The 13,851-nt window shown below is 64.2% G+C and carries 13 protein-coding genes and 1 other RNA gene; 5 read left to right on the forward strand and 9 right to left on the reverse strand.

Annotated features, from left to right (window positions below):
- The first annotated feature begins 129 nt into the window (after window positions 1-129).
- From J8I87_RS34045 to J8I87_RS34055, 3 genes are all read left to right on the forward strand, one after another.
- On the forward strand, window positions 130-474 hold the full coding sequence (locus J8I87_RS34045) for a helix-turn-helix transcriptional regulator (RefSeq protein WP_209936652.1): 345 nt from the start codon (window positions 130-132) through the stop codon (window positions 472-474).
- Entirely contained in the window at window positions 471-1,664 is a 1,194-nt protein-coding gene (locus tag J8I87_RS34050) for a cation diffusion facilitator family transporter (protein WP_245254362.1), read from the forward strand. Before J8I87_RS34045 ends, J8I87_RS34050 begins: the two co-directional genes overlap by 4 nt.
- 118 nt (window positions 1,665-1,782) lie before the next feature.
- A complete protein-coding gene (locus J8I87_RS34055) occupies window positions 1,783-3,498 on the forward strand; it encodes an FAD-dependent monooxygenase (RefSeq protein ID WP_209936653.1) in 1,716 nt (571 codons plus the stop codon).
- 83 nt (window positions 3,499-3,581) lie between these two features.
- Here J8I87_RS34055 and J8I87_RS34060 read toward each other — a convergent pair whose 3' ends face one another.
- The 4 genes from J8I87_RS34060 to J8I87_RS34075 are packed head-to-tail and all read right to left on the reverse strand — an operon-like array spanning window position 3,582 to window position 8,868.
- Window positions 3,582-3,836, reverse strand: a complete 255-nt coding sequence (locus J8I87_RS34060) for a formate dehydrogenase subunit delta (protein ID WP_209936654.1) — start codon at window positions 3,834-3,836, stop codon at window positions 3,582-3,584.
- A gap of 9 nt (window positions 3,837-3,845) precedes the next feature.
- Window positions 3,846-6,785, reverse strand: a complete 2,940-nt coding sequence (gene fdhF / locus J8I87_RS34065) for a formate dehydrogenase subunit alpha (protein WP_209936655.1) — start codon at window positions 6,783-6,785, stop codon at window positions 3,846-3,848.
- 14 nt (window positions 6,786-6,799) lie between these two features.
- Window positions 6,800-8,356 (reverse strand): formate dehydrogenase beta subunit, encoded by a 1,557-nt coding sequence (locus J8I87_RS34070; RefSeq protein WP_209936656.1) that lies wholly within the window; start codon window positions 8,354-8,356, stop codon window positions 6,800-6,802.
- Window positions 8,353-8,868, reverse strand: coding sequence for an NAD(P)H-dependent oxidoreductase subunit E (locus tag J8I87_RS34075; RefSeq protein WP_209936657.1), 516 nt, complete (start codon window positions 8,866-8,868; stop codon window positions 8,353-8,355). Before J8I87_RS34075 ends, J8I87_RS34070 begins: the two co-directional genes overlap by 4 nt.
- 134 nt (window positions 8,869-9,002) lie before the next feature.
- Between J8I87_RS34075 and J8I87_RS34080 the strand changes: the two genes are divergently transcribed.
- Window positions 9,003-10,085 carry a substrate-binding domain-containing protein gene (locus tag J8I87_RS34080; protein WP_209936659.1) on the forward strand — a complete coding sequence of 361 codons (1,083 nt, stop codon included), beginning with the start codon at window positions 9,003-9,005 and terminating at the stop codon, window positions 10,083-10,085.
- A 142-nt stretch (window positions 10,086-10,227) separates the two neighbouring features.
- A complete protein-coding gene (locus J8I87_RS34085; RefSeq protein ID WP_209936660.1) occupies window positions 10,228-10,494 on the forward strand; it encodes a hypothetical protein in 267 nt (88 codons plus the stop codon).
- A gap of 53 nt (window positions 10,495-10,547) precedes the next feature.
- On the opposite strand, the gene J8I87_RS34090 is transcribed toward J8I87_RS34085, so the two are convergent.
- From J8I87_RS34090 to ubiG, 5 genes are all read right to left on the reverse strand, one after another.
- Window positions 10,548-10,907, reverse strand: a complete 360-nt coding sequence (locus J8I87_RS34090; RefSeq protein WP_209936661.1) for a hypothetical protein — start codon at window positions 10,905-10,907, stop codon at window positions 10,548-10,550.
- A 362-nt stretch (window positions 10,908-11,269) separates the two neighbouring features.
- The gene (locus J8I87_RS34095) at window positions 11,270-11,512 is read right to left on the reverse strand and encodes a PAAR domain-containing protein (RefSeq protein ID WP_409518860.1); all 243 of its coding nucleotides are present in this window, start codon (window positions 11,510-11,512) and stop codon (window positions 11,270-11,272) included.
- Between the two features lie 350 nt (window positions 11,513-11,862).
- Window positions 11,863-12,231, reverse strand: a transfer-messenger RNA (tmRNA) gene (gene ssrA, locus J8I87_RS34100).
- A gap of 115 nt (window positions 12,232-12,346) precedes the next feature.
- Window positions 12,347-13,060 carry an HAD-IA family hydrolase gene (locus J8I87_RS34105; protein WP_209936663.1) on the reverse strand — a complete coding sequence of 238 codons (714 nt, stop codon included), beginning with the start codon at window positions 13,058-13,060 and terminating at the stop codon, window positions 12,347-12,349.
- A gap of 37 nt (window positions 13,061-13,097) precedes the next feature.
- Window positions 13,098-13,796, reverse strand: a complete 699-nt coding sequence (ubiG, locus tag J8I87_RS34110) for a bifunctional 2-polyprenyl-6-hydroxyphenol methylase/3-demethylubiquinol 3-O-methyltransferase UbiG (protein ID WP_209936665.1) — start codon at window positions 13,794-13,796, stop codon at window positions 13,098-13,100.
- Window positions 13,797-13,851 lie beyond the last annotated feature (55 nt).

Below are 13,851 nucleotides of genomic sequence, written 5' to 3' on the forward strand. Positions count from 1 at the left end.
GCGTGGTGTTATGCGGGAAAACGCGCATTTTCCCACACTCGGCGGACCCATCCCGACTTGACGCGGTCAGTGTTGCTCAATAACATATGAACACTTGTTCATATGTCGGGTGCATAGGCCCGCCAGAAAATGTCAACCGTTCTTTCCCTCAATTCGGACGAGCGGGTCGTCCAGATTGCTGATCTGTTCCGTCTGCTGGGCGATCCGACGCGCCTGCGCATCGTGCTCGCCTGTGTCGACGAACGGCGCGCGGTGGGTGCGATTGCCGGGGCGCTGAATCTGTCGCCTTCGCTCGTGAGCCATCATCTGCGGCTGTTGCGGGCGGCGCGCATCGTACGCGCGGAGCGGCAGGGCAAGCAGGTCTTCTACGTCGCCGCTGATCAGCACATCAGCGGCATGCTGACGGACATGCTCGAGCATGTCGCCGAACCCACGGGCGACGCCGCCGTCGAACTCGCGCAGGATCACGCATGAAATACACGGCTCGCACCACCGACGCATCGCCGGCACAGCACCCGCCGAAACCCGACGGCCACGCGCATTCGCATTCGCATTCACAAGCATGCAGCCACGAAGCGCACGACGAAGTGCACGACAAAGCCCACGACAAAGCGCACGACAACACGCACGACAAAGCCCACGACAAAGCCCACGACAAAGCGCACGATCATGCGGCGCACGACAGCGGCCACGCGCATGAAGGCGGCCGCGAGGGGGCGCACGCGCATGGCCATCATCACGGTCACGGCCATGCCGGCCACCATCACCACCACCACGCGCCCGCAGCGGGACACGGCCGCGCGTTCGCACTCGCCGTCGCGTTGAACGTGGCGATCGTCGTCGTGCAGACGGTCTACGGCGTGCTCGCCAACTCGACGGCGCTGCTCGCGGACGCCGGCCACAACCTGTCCGACGTGCTCGGCTTGCTGCTCGCGTGGGGCGCGATGTGGCTCGCGACGCGCCGGCCCTCGGCGCGCTATACGTTCGGTCTGGGCAGCTCGTCGATTCTCGCGAGCCTGCTCAACGCGGGCCTGCTGCTGTTCGCGTGCGGCGTGATCGTCGCGGAGGCCGTCGGGCGTCTGATTCATCCTGCGCCCGTCGCAGGCCTCGACGTGTTCATCGTCGCCGTCGTCGGCATGTTCGTGAACGGCTTCTCGGCATGGCTTTTCATGCGCGGCCAGCAGGACGACCTGAACATCCGCGGCGCGTTCCTGCACATGCTCGCCGACGCAGGCGTGTCCGCCGCTGTCGCGCTCAGCGGTCTTGCGATTCTCTTCACGGGCTGGACATGGCTCGACCCGGTGATGAGCATCGTCGTGGTCGCGGTGATCGTCTACGGCACGTGGGGCCTGCTGCGCGACTCGGTGAGCCTCGCGCTCGATGCCGTGCCGCCCGGCGTCGACGTGCAGAAGATCCGCGACTTTCTCGCCTCGCAGCCGGGCGTCACCGACGTGCACGACCTGCACGTCTGGGCTCTCTCGACGACGGGCAATGCGCTGTCCGTGCATCTCGTGATTCCGGACGGCCATCCGGGCGACAAGGTGATCGACGGCATCGTCGGCACGTTGCGCACGGACTTCGACATGCATCACACGACGGTGCAGGTGGATATCGGCACGACGCATCATCGCTGCTCGCTCGATCGTGCGCCGCACGCGCACTGAGTCGCGCCGCGCCGTAGAGACGAAGGAGGGCGCTTTGATGCGGCGCGTCGTCGGCTGGACGGCAGCGTGCGGGATGCTCGGCGTACACTAGCGAGGATGTCCGACAGCGGAGGTCTGCATGACGGATGCTTCCTTCGACGTGCCGCCCGTGCTGATCGTCGGCGCGGGGCCGACGGGGCTGGCGGCGGCCATGAGTCTTGCGCGCGCGCAGGTGCCTGTGCGCCTCATCGACAAGGCGCCGAAACCGGATCCGCATTCGCGCGCGATAGGCATTCAGGCGCGCACGCTCGAACTGCTGGAGCAGCATCGCCTCGTCGAACCGTTTCTCGAACTCGGTCATCGCGCGCACGCCGCGAATATCTATTCGAACGGCCAGCGTCTTGCGCGGCTCGATTTCGATCCGCTGCAAACGCGCTATCCGTATCTGCTGTTTCTCGATCAATCCATCACTGAGCGCCTGCTGACGGAACATCTCGCGACTTACGGCGTGGAGGTGGAGCGCGGTGTCGAACTGACGATGTTCGCGCAAGGCTCGGCGGGCATCAACGCGACGCTGCATCGCGCGGACGGCCACGTCGAGACGCTGCACCCTTCGTACATGATCGCCGCCGACGGCGCGCACAGTGCGATCCGCCATCGGCTCGGGCTGAGCTTTGCGGGCAAGACGTTCGAGCAAACCTTTCTGCTCGCCGACATGGAGGCCGACACGGGCTGGTCCGACGATGAGTTTCATATCTTCGCGTCGGGCGCCGGGCTCGCGGCGCTGTTTCCGCTGGGCAAGGGCCGGCATCGGCTGATTGCAGATCACCCGACGATGCCGCCGGACGAGCCAGTAAACGGCAACCCGGCGCCGCTTGCGTCGATCCCTGCGCCCACCCTCGACGAATGCCGCCAGATCGCGAAGAGCCGCATATATCATCCCGTTGCGCTGACCGACCTGTCATGGTCGAGCTACTTTCATCTAAATAGCCGGATGGTCGAGCACTTGCGCGCGCAGCGGGTCTTTCTTGCGGGCGATGCCGCGCACGTACACAGCCCCGCAGGCGCGCAGGGGATGAACACGGGCATCCAGGAAGCGTTCAATCTCGGCTGGAAACTCGCGCGCGTTCTGAAAGGCGATGCACCCGACCGGCTGCTCGACACGTACCACCTCGAACGTCATCCGATCGAGCGCGACGTGCTGCGGCAGACGAGCTTTGCCACGCACATGGCGGAAGCGGATCACGGGCCGCTCAAGCTGCTGCGCGAGCGCGTGATACCCGCGCTGGCCGCGTTCGGCCCGCTGCGCGACGCGGCGCGACTCACTGTCAGCGAACTCTCCGTCCAATACCGGCGCAGTCCGTTGACGCTCGAGCGTGTGCTCGACGGCGGACCGCGGGCGGGCGAGCGCGCGCCGGATGCGCTCGTGCATGTCGTCGATGGACCGTTGGGGCGCGCGCCCGGCGTCGGTTGCATTTTCGACCTGCACGACCCGGCGTTCTTTTCGCTGTTTCTGCTCGTCGATACGCCCGAAGACGCGGCAACGAAGAACGGCAAGCTGCTCTCGCTGCATCGCAAGCCCGTGCGCGCCGCCGATCTCGACCGCTTCGTCGCGGCAGTCGAAGACCTGCTGCCGGGCGCGGTGCGCGTGTGGCGCATATCGGATGCGGACGGCGAAGACGGCGGCCCGTCGCTCAGCGAATCGTTCGGGCGCACGCGGCCTGCGTTCTACCTCGTGCGTCCCGACGGCTATGTGTGCGCGCGCGGCCGGCCGGGCTCCGATCTGAACGGACTGCTGCGGCATTGCGAAACGTGGTTCGCGAGACGCGCGCTGACCGAACCTGCGCCGCAGTGAAACGCGCATAAAAAAAGCGTTCGCATCGGAGCCGATGCGAACGCCAGGTGCTGTTGCTTTTGCTGTTGCGTGAGCGAAGCGCGCTACGTCGTGACGGCTTCCTTCGGCGTCAGATCTTCGCGATGCCGGATGAGCGCTTCGCGAACCATCTCGTGCAGTTCGAGCTCCGCACCTTCGGGCTTCGCGTGGAGCGTCGCCAGAATCGCGCGGCGCATGCGCGGCTCCCAGAAGCGGCGGATGTGATCCGCGATGTTATCGATCGCTTCGTCGCGATCCGGCATCGACTCGAAGAAATCGCCGATGCGGTTCGCCATGTCGACCAGGTTGTGCACGTCCATTGCGTCGCCTCACTTGCCCGATGTGGTAGTCAACTCGCGCTTGCTCAGATGCTCGAGCTGTTCGCTGTTGAAGCGCGAGTACTCCTTTTGCCATTGCGATGGCTGCTCGACGGGCATCACCTGCACGGCCGTCACCTTGTACTCGGGGCAGTTGGTTGCCCAGTCGGAACTGTCCGTCGTAATCACGTTCGCGCCCGATTCGGGGAAGTGGAACGTCGTATAGACGACGCCCGGCTGCATCCGGTCCGACATTTTCGCGCGCAGCACGGTGTAGCCCGCGCGCGATTCGATGCCGACCCAGTCGTTGTCCCTGATGCCGCGGTCCTCGGCGTCGTGCGGATGGATCTCCAGCCGGTCCTCGTCGTGCCAGCGCGAGTTCTCGGTGCGGCGCGTCTGCGCGCCGACGTTGTACTGCGACAGGATGCGGCCCGTCGTCAGGATCAGCGGGAATTTCTGGTTGACCTTTTCCGGCGACGCAACGTACTTCGTGATCACGAACTTGCCCTTGCCGCGCACGAACTCGTCGATGTGCATCGTCGGCGTGCCTTCCGGCGCGTGCTCGTTGCATGGCCACTGGATGCTGCCCAGTTTGTCGAGCTTCTCGTACGACACGCCATGGAAGGTCGGCGTGAGGCGTGCGATCTCGTCCATGATCTGCGACGGATGCGTGTAGTCCATCTCGTAGCCGAGCGCGCGGGCGAGCAGGATCGTCACTTCCCAGTCCGAGTAGCCGGCGAGGGGAGGCATCACCTTTCGCACGCGCGAAATACGGCGCTCGGCGTTGGTGAACGTGCCGTCCTTTTCGAGGAACGTCGAGCCCGGCAGCAGCACGTGCGCGTACTTCGCAGTTTCGTTCAGGAAAATGTCCTGCACGACGATGCATTCCATCGACGACAGCGCCGCGCCCACATGCTGCGTGTTCGGGTCGGACTGCACGATGTCTTCGCCCTGGCAGTACAGGCCCTTGAAGCTGCCGTGCAGCGCGGCATCGAACATGTTCGGAATGCGCAGGCCCGGTTCCGGCTGCAGCGTCACGCCCCATTCGCCTTCGAAGAGCGTGCGCGTGACGGTGTCGCTGATATGGCGATAGCCGGGCAGTTCGTGCGGGAACGAGCCCATGTCGCACGAGCCCTGCACGTTGTTCTGGCCGCGCAGCGGATTTACGCCGACGCCTTCGCGGCCGATGTTGCCCGTCGCCATCGCGAGGTTCGCAATGCCCATCACGGTCGTCGAGCCTTGCGCGTGCTCGGTGACGCCGAGGCCGTAGTAGATCGCCGCGTTGCCGCCCGTCGCGTAGATGCGCGCCGTTTCGCGCACCTGCTGCGCGGGCACGCCCGTGATGTTTTCCATCGTCTCCGGCGAGTTCTCCGGCAGCGCGACGAAATCGCGCCAGTGCTGGAACGCGCGCGTCTCGCAGCGCTCGGCGATGAACTTCTCGTTGAGCAACCCTTCCGTGACGATCACGTGGGCGAGCGACGTGACCAGCGCGACGTTGGTGCCCGGACGCAGTTGCAGATGATGCGTGGCCTTCACGTGTGCCGTATCGACGATATCGATGCGGCGCGGATCGACGACGATCAGCTTCGCGCCCTGACGCACGCGCCGCTTCAGCCGCGACCCGAACACAGGATGGCCGTCCGTGGGATTCGCGCCGATCACGATGATGACATCGGACTTGTCGACGGATGCGAACGTCTGCGTGCCCGCCGATTCGCCGAGCGTCGTCTTCAGGCCGTAGCCCGTCGGCGAGTGGCACACGCGCGCACAGGTGTCGACGTTGTTGTTGCCGAACGCGGCGCGCACGAGCTTCTGCACCAGATACGTCTCTTCGTTCGTGCAGCGCGACGACGTGATGCCGCCGATCGAGTCGCGGCCGTACTTGTCCTGGATGCGGCGGAACTCCGACGCCGCGTAGCTCAGTGCTTCTTCCCAGCTGACTTCGCGCCACGGGTCCGTGATCTTCGCGCGGATCATCGGCTTCTTGATGCGGTCCTTGTGCGTCGCGTAGCCCCATGCGAAGCGGCCTTTCACGCACGCGTGGCCTTCGTTCGCCTCGCCGTTCTTGTGCGGCACCATCCGCACGACAGTGTTGCCCTTCATCTCGGCCTTGAACGAGCAGCCGACGCCGCAGTACGCGCAGGTCGTCACGACGGAATGCTCGGCCTGGCCCAGCATCACGATGCTCTTTTCCGTCAGCGTCGCGGTCGGGCACGCGGCGACGCATGCACCGCACGACACGCATTCCGATTCCATGAACGGCTGGCTTTCGCTTGCCGCGACACGCGACTCGAAGCCTCGCCCGCTGATCGTCAGCGCGAACGTGCCTTGCGTCTCTTCACACGCGCGCACGCAGCGGTTGCAGACGATGCACTTGGAGGGGTCGTACGTGAAGTACGGATTCGACTCGTCCTTCTGGTCCTTCAGGTGATTCGCGCCATCGAAGCCGTAGCGCACTTCGCGCAGGCCCGTCACGCCCGCCATGTCCTGCAGCTCGCAGTTGCCGTTGGCGGGGCAGGTGAGGCAGTCGAGCGGGTGATCGGAGATGTACAGCTCCATCACGTTGCGCCGCAGGCCTTGCAGACGATCCGTTTGCGTGCGCACCTTCATGCCTGCTTCGACGGGTGTCGTGCACGATGCGGGATAGCCGCGCCGTCCCTCGATTTCGACGAGACACAGACGGCACGAGCCGAAAGGCTCGAGTGAGTCGGTCGCGCACAGCTTCGGAATGTTGACGCCCGCTTCCGCGGCGGCGCGCATCACCGACGTGCCCGCGGGCACCGTGATCGACTGGCCGTCGATTTCGAGCGTCACGTCCACGTCGGAATGGCGCAGCGGCGTGCCGTAGTCGGTATCGTCGAACGGGCCGCGCTCGTTGCGCAGCGCGCCTGCCTTGCAGGCACAGTTGCCGGAGCCGCAGCCGCCGGATTTGAAAGTGATCGGATCGGACATGTTGGGCTCCGTGGTCAGGCTGCCGCTTTGGGCGTCGCGGTGTCGAGACCGAAGTCTTCGGGGAAATGGTCGAGCGCGGACACGACCGGGAACGGCGTCATACCGCCCATCGCGCACAGTGAACCGGACACCATCGTGTCGCACAGGTCGCGCAGCAGTTGCACCTGCTTCGTCGACGTGTCGCCGTTGCGGATGCGCTGGATCACTTCGACGCCGCGCGTCGAGCCGATACGGCATGGCGTGCATTTGCCGCACGATTCGAGCGCACAGAAGTGCATCGCGTATTGAGCGAGTTCGGCGAGGTTCGACGTATCGTCGTGAATCACGAGGCCGCCGTGACCGACGACGGCGCCGACCTTCGCGTATTCCTCATAGTCGAGCGGGATGTCCCATTGGCTCTCGGGCAGATAGGTGCCGAGCGGGCCGCCCACCTGCACCGCGCGCGCCGGGCGGCCACTCGCCGTGCCGCCGCCGTAGTCGAACATCAGCTCGCGCAGCGTGCAGCCGAACGCGAGTTCGACGAGGCCGCCGCGCTTCACGTTGCCCGCGATCTGGAACGGCAGCGTGCCACGCGAGCGGCCCATGCCGAAATCCTTGTAGTACGCCGCGCCCTTCGCGAAGATGATGGGCACGGTGGCAAGCGTGATCACGTTGTTGATCACGGTCGGCTTGCCGAACAGGCCCTCGAGCGCAGGCAGCGGCGGCTTGGCGCGCACGATGCCGCGCTTGCCTTCGAGCGATTCGAGCAGCGCCGTTTCCTCGCCGCACACGTAAGCGCCCGCGCCCTTCGCGACGAACAGCTCGAAGCGGTGCTGCGAGCCGAGCACGCTGTCGCCGAGCCAGCCGGCCGCGCGCGCCTTGACGATGGCTTCTTCGAGTGTCGCGATCGAATGCGGATACTCGCTGCGCACATAGATGTGGCCGGCGGTTGCACCCGTCACGATGCCCGCGATGATCATCCCTTCGATCAGCACGAACGGATCGCTTTCCATCACGAGGCGGTCGGAGAACGTGCCCGAGTCGCCTTCGTCCGCATTGCACACGATGTACTTCTGATCGGCCTTCGCCGCGCGCACCGTGCGCCATTTGATGCCCGCCGGGAACGCCGCGCCGCCGCGCCCGCGCAGGCCGGACTCGACGAGCGCTTCGATGGCCGCGTCGCCGCTCATCGCGAGCGCGTTGTACAGGCCGACGATGCCGCCATTCGCGACATAGTCGTCCGTCGAAAGAGGATCAGTGATGCCGATGCGCGCAAACGTCAGGCGCTGCTGCTTCTTCAGATACGCAATCTCTTCGACGAGGCCGACATGTTTCGCATGTGTCTTGCCTTCCGTGAAACCGGCGTCGAACAGCGAGGCGACATCTTCGGCTTCGACATTCGCATAGCCGACGCGGCCTGCGGGCGTCTGAACTTCGACGAGCGGTTCGAGATACAGCAGGCCGCGTGAGCCGTTGCGAACGAGTTCGACATCGATGCCGCGTGCTTTCGCTTCATCGGCGATGGCGGTGGCGAGCGCGTCGGCGCCGAGCGCCAGCGCCGACGAATCGCGGGGGACGTAGATGCGCGTCATACCGTTTCCTCCACACGTTTCATCGCCGCTGCGAACAGCGCGTCGAACTTCTGCGGCGTGACCTTGGCGTGCAACTCGCCGTTGATCATCATCGCGGGCGACAGAGCGCACTGACCGAGGCAATACACGGATTCGAGGCCGACTGCGCCGGCGCACGCGTGGTGGTCATGCCCATCGTGATTCTGGTGCTTGTGCGCGTCGAAGCGGCAACCCGTGCGCGCCTCGATATGCTTCGCAAGCGCCTCCGTGCCCATGCTGCGGCACGCTTCCGCGCGGCATAGCTGCACCGTGACGGGCGCGGCGGGCGACTGGCGGAAGTGGTGGTAATAGGTGATGACGCCATGAACTTCCGCGCGCGACAGGCTCATCGTCCGCGCCAGCGGCGCGATGGTTGCGGGCGGCACGAAGCCGACGTCGTCCTGAATGGCGTGCAGTACAGCAACCAGCGACATGCCGGGTCGTGCATGGCGTTGCACGAGGTCCTCTGGCGCAATGGCGTTCAATCGATCCACAGTGGGGCTCCTCCAAAGTCGATATATGCACTTGTTATTCATAGGTCGTGCATCTATGCTTTGCTTGATTGATATATCAATGCGAACGATAGGCCCGTGAAACGGCTTTCGCAATAGGAACACTCATTACATATATGATTCGGATCGAATGTCGGGCGCAGCTCATTGTGCGGGACAGCAACGGCGGAACGTCCAGCCTGACTGATGCTGTGCCGCTACTCGCTCTCGTAGACCAGACGGGCAGCATTGCGCAGGCCGCCGCGCTTAAGGGTTTGTCCTACCGTCATGCGTGGGGCTTGCTGCGCGCCATTGAGACCCAACTGGGCGGCGCGCTGATCGCGAAAGAGCGCGGGCGCGGTTCGGCGCTGTCGGATCTCGGGCAGGCGGTGTTGCGCGCGCAACGACTTTGCGGCGAGCGTCTGGATGGCAACATGCAGGCGCTCGCGAGCGAAGTCGCCAGCGATCTGAACCGCTGGCTCGCGCCGCCCGCCGACGATGTGCGCATCCACGCGTCGCACGGCTACGCGGTGGCGGCGCTGGTGACGGCGCTGGTCGCCGGCGACGTGCCGCTCGACATCAAGTATCGCGACAGCGCCGATGCGATCACGGCGCTCGCACGCGGCGAGTGTGACCTGGCGGGCTTTCACATGCCTCGCGGCGAGTTTCGCGCGGCGTGCGCGGACAAGTATCGACAGTGGCTCGATCCGCAGCGTCACGTGCTCGTGCATCTGACGCGGCGCAAGCAGGGGCTCTTTCTCGCGAAGGGCAATCCGAAAGGCGTCGTCGGTCTGGCCGACCTCGCGCGCGACGACATCCGCTTCGTCAACCGGCAGCATGGTTCCGGCACGCGGATGCTGATCGACCTGGCGCTGCGGCGCGTGGGCGTCGATCCGGACCGGGTCAACGGCTATGCGTCGACGGAGTTGACGCATTCGGCGATCGCGGCATTCGTCGCGAGCGGCATGGCGGACGTCGGTTTCGGCGTCGAGCCGGCCGCACATCATTTCGGGCTCGACTTCATTCCGATCGTCGATGAGGACTATTACTTCGCATGCGATCGCGCGCGGCTCGAACGCGAGCCATTGACCACGGTGATGTCGGTGCTGCGCGGCAATGCGTTCCGGCAAAGCGTCGCGCATCTGGAGGGCTACGATGCCGCCGACTGCGGCAAGCTGGTCGAACTGGAGACTGGCTTGGCGGGCGAGGGCATCGCTTGAAGGGCCTGTTGCTGGCGGCGGGGTAAGCGGCCGTAACGACGCGTAAAGCCATGGACGCTGCGCTGCGAGGCGCTTTGCGCTAATCTCTACGCTTTCGTTACTTTGCCTCACTGGCGTGGCGCCCGCGCCGCGCGCAATCGACATGAAATATCTCGCACCCGCTTGTGCTGCCGCGCTCACGGCCGGCGCTTTGTTCGCCACGATGTCAGTTGCATTCGCGCAGAATTCGCCCGGCGTGCCGGGCGGCATTCTGAACGACGAATTCCGCCTGAACGAGCATCCGCAGATGCCGTTCGGCGCATCGGCTCCGTCGAAGAAGTATCAGGGCGACAAGCCGTCGAAGCTGCGCAAGCGCGGCGACAACGGCGATCCGAACGGCTGCAACCTCAAGTGCCCTGACGATCAGTAACGGTTAGGCGGCGCTGGCGGCGCTGCGCCGTCGGTTCCCGGGGCTTTTGAAGGTTATGGCTTGGCCGTGTGCCACATGTCCTTGAAGCCATCGCCCTTCATGTCGCCGGGCTTCTCGTCCTTCGCAAAGCGGTACAGCGGGTGTCCTTTGTACGCCCATTGCTTCGCGCCGTCCGCACCGTCGATCATGGTCCAGTCGCCCGACGGCTTGTCGCTTGCGTCGGCTGCGGCTGCGGGCCAGGCGGCTGCACAGCCTCCCGTGCAGGCGCTCTTTCCGGGTGTCGTGTCCTTGTCGAAGATGTAGAGCGTGCGTCCCTGATCGTCGACGAAATGCCCGTCCATGGTTTTCGGCGGCGCGGCGAAGGCGGCCTGTTGAAGGGCGAGCGCGGCGATGAGAAGAAGGGTCTTGCGCATGATGCGGCTCCTGTTCTGAAGTTGTATATGGAGTGTATGCAATCGATCAGCATGCGCGGCTTTAAATGCGCGCGCATCGACTAAACGGCTGGCGCGGTTTGTTATTCCATGTGATGCGCTGCGCCCGCTTGTCTAATCGCTTGTCGAGTTTGTCGCACTCGCCGGCGATGCGTCGACAAGACGGCCAGATGGTGTGATTCGCCTGATTATTTGCGGCCGTGCAGCTGCAGCTTGATTCGTGACACGCAAGCCATGCGCGAGCGTGCGACGGCGTGAGCCGCTGTTTCGTTCATGGCGGGAAATGGCCCGCGCGGCGTGGTGCTGTCGCGGGCTTGGTTTTGGCGAAGTGACGCGAACGATCGTCAGGTGCGCACGAGCTTCGCGCCGCATGTGGTGAGATCGCCCAGGTAGGCGACGCGCAGGCCGTTGTGCCGACGCCTGCCGCTGGCGATGATCGGATATTTTCCGCCGCAGCGCGGGCACGCGACGAGATGGCCATCGAGTGCAACGCGGATGCCTTCATCCGTCAGATCAAGCGATGCCTCGACGATCTTGCCGCCATGATCGGTGGTGTCCCCGAAGCGTGCCATTGTGACGTCTTCCATGTTTTGCATGACTGCTTTCTCGATTTTCGTTAGTGGTACTGGGTAAATTCAGGAGGCCGCCGGCGTGCGACGACGGCTTCTGGCCATTTCACGCGATATCGCGCGGCACCGGTATCAGAGAAGTTTTAAAAACAGGGAGCGAATCGATCATGATGCGCGAACCCACGCATTGATGAGGCTGCAGCATCGTGATCGGGCACGACGCAGCCCGTTGATCGACAAGGTGACCGTCTGTAAAAGCGCACTGCCAAAAGTAGGCAAAAAAGGTAGGCAAAAAAGCAGGCAATAGTCCGCGCAGCCGAGGCTGGCGCGGGCTTCGGGGCAACGCCGAATGGGTTGCCGGAATAAATTGGTGGAGGCGGCGGGAATCGAACCCGCGTCCAGAAGTCCTCCACGACCAGTTCTACATGTTTAGTTCTGTCTTTTGATTTAACCGCAGCGACGCGGACGAACACGCTGCGCTACGGCGATTCACTAGGTTTTCGACCCGGGCGTCGTGACGCCACCAAGGCTTAACTGACGTATATGACCTCTGTCGGTATTGCTACCGGTCTTGCGACGCTGACCCGTCAGTGAGCCAGGCAGAGGACGGCGGCCTTAGGCTGCCAGTGCGAACGTATCGTCGTTTGCAGTTACGTTTTTCCCATTGATTAACGAGGTGACGGGTCCTCGACATGCCCTAGCCGCTTCGCAACCCCTGTCGAAACCAGGTCGCCCCCGCAGAAGGAATGAGCCACATATGTGGCCCAACGAGTCATTTTACAATAGCGGTTCCCGCGAGTCACGAGCAAATGTGGTCGTCGTGCCGCGCGGACTTCGTCGCGCGTCGGTGCGTCAGCTGATGTCGCGCAGCAGCGTTTGCAACTCGGCGGGCGAACTCACCACATGTTTCGCGTGCCAATGGGTGGGCGGAATATCGTTGCCGCAATAGCCGTACGCGGCCGCGACGGTCACCATGCCCGCCGCAAAACCGGCTTGAACGTCGCGCAGATCGTCACCGACGTAAACGATTCGCTCCGGAAGCAAGGCCAGTTCTTTCGCCGCGTGTAGCAGCGGCGCAGGATGCGGCTTCGAATGCGGCGTGGTGTCGCCGCTCACGATACAACCTGCACGCGTAGCGAGCCCCAGCTGGGCGACCAGCGGCTCGGTCAGGCGTGCGACCTTGTTCGTCACGATACCCCAGCGCACGCCGCGTGCGTCCAGGTCGTCCAGAATGTCGCCGATGCCGGGGAACAGAATCGTTTCGATGCACAGGTCGGCTTCGTAGTTCGCGAGAAACTCGTCGCGCATCGATGCGTACTCGTGGTGCTCGGGACCTATGCCGAACGCGCCGCCCAGCAGCCCGCGCGCGCCCGCTGATGCGAGCGGCCGCAAGTGGTCCAGTGGCACCATTTCGAGGCCGCGCTCATGACGCATTTTATTGACGGCTGCGGCGAGATCGGGTGCGGTATCGGCGAGCGTGCCGTCGAGGTCGAACAGAATGCCCTGACAAAGACCGATCGACGCGTCTTCGTCTTCGCGTTGTGGTAGGGGCGTGGGATCGCTCATTGAGGTAGACGCAAACGCATTGGTACGGGAAAGTGGATCAGGCGTCGCGGCGGCACGCGAGCAGGTAATTGACGTCGGTATCGCCCGACAGGCCGAAGTGGCGCGTGAGCGGGTTGTACGTGATGCCCTTGATATCGACGGTTTGCAGGCCCACTGCGCGCGCGAAGCCAGCAAGCTCGGATGGACGGATGAAGCGCGCGTAGTCATGCGTGCCCTTGGGCAGCATGCGCGCGAGGTATTCCGCGCCGATCACGGCAAGCAGATACGACTTGACGTTGCGGTTGAGGGTCGAAAAGAACACCCAGCCGCCCGGCTTGACCAGCGTCCTGCACGCCTCGACGATCTTCGACGGATCGGGCACATGCTCGAGCATCTCCATGCACGTGACCACGTCGAACGAGGCGGGTTCGCGGGCTGCCAGCGCTTCAGCGGCGATCTCCTCGTAATTAACGGTTACACCACTTTCAAGGCTGTGAAGGTCTGCGACGCCCAGTGCTTCGTGCGAAAGATCGATTCCCTTCACGTCGGCGCCCAGGGTGGCCATCGATTCCGACAAAATGCCGCCGCCGCAGCCAATATCGAGCACGCGCTTGCCTGCCAGATGCGCGTGCGCGTCGATCCAGTTCAGCCGCACCGGATTTAGTTCGTGCAACGGCTTGAATTCGGCATTCGGGTCCCACCAACGATGCGCGAGATCGCTGAATTTCTGCAGTTCGTGGGGATCGGCGTTGGTCATGACGGATGCGGCCTCGAGGGCGGGGGCAGGTTGGATCGGAGAAACCCTGAGTATA

Source organism: Paraburkholderia sp. LEh10, from assembly GCF_017814945.1.
In the GTDB taxonomy this organism is placed as follows: domain Bacteria; phylum Pseudomonadota; class Gammaproteobacteria; order Burkholderiales; family Burkholderiaceae; genus Paraburkholderia.

Excerpts from the sequence above, each read along its gene's own strand:
- J8I87_RS34070 (WP_209936656.1), bottom strand. The coding sequence starts at position 8,356 with ATGACGCGCATCTACGTCCCCCGCGATTCGTCGGCGCTGGCGCTCGGC.
- J8I87_RS34085 (WP_209936660.1), top strand. The coding sequence starts at position 10,228 with ATGAAATATCTCGCACCCGCTTGTGCTGCCGCGCTCACGGCCGGCGCT.
- J8I87_RS34060 (WP_209936654.1), bottom strand. The coding sequence starts at position 3,836 with ATGGACGTGCACAACCTGGTCGACATGGCGAACCGCATCGGCGATTTC.
- J8I87_RS34105 (WP_209936663.1), bottom strand. The coding sequence starts at position 13,060 with ATGAGCGATCCCACGCCCCTACCACAACGCGAAGACGAAGACGCGTCG.
- J8I87_RS34080 (WP_209936659.1), top strand. The coding sequence starts at position 9,003 with ATGATTCGGATCGAATGTCGGGCGCAGCTCATTGTGCGGGACAGCAAC.
- J8I87_RS34055 (WP_209936653.1), top strand. The coding sequence starts at position 1,783 with ATGACGGATGCTTCCTTCGACGTGCCGCCCGTGCTGATCGTCGGCGCG.
- J8I87_RS34045 (WP_209936652.1), top strand. The coding sequence starts at position 130 with ATGTCAACCGTTCTTTCCCTCAATTCGGACGAGCGGGTCGTCCAGATT.
- ubiG (WP_209936665.1), bottom strand. The coding sequence starts at position 13,796 with ATGACCAACGCCGATCCCCACGAACTGCAGAAATTCAGCGATCTCGCG.
- fdhF (WP_209936655.1), bottom strand. The coding sequence starts at position 6,785 with ATGTCCGATCCGATCACTTTCAAATCCGGCGGCTGCGGCTCCGGCAAC.
- J8I87_RS34090 (WP_209936661.1), bottom strand. The coding sequence starts at position 10,907 with ATGCGCAAGACCCTTCTTCTCATCGCCGCGCTCGCCCTTCAACAGGCC.
- J8I87_RS34050 (WP_245254362.1), top strand. The coding sequence starts at position 471 with ATGAAATACACGGCTCGCACCACCGACGCATCGCCGGCACAGCACCCG.
- J8I87_RS34095 (WP_409518860.1), bottom strand. The coding sequence starts at position 11,512 with ATGGAAGACGTCACAATGGCACGCTTCGGGGACACCACCGATCATGGC.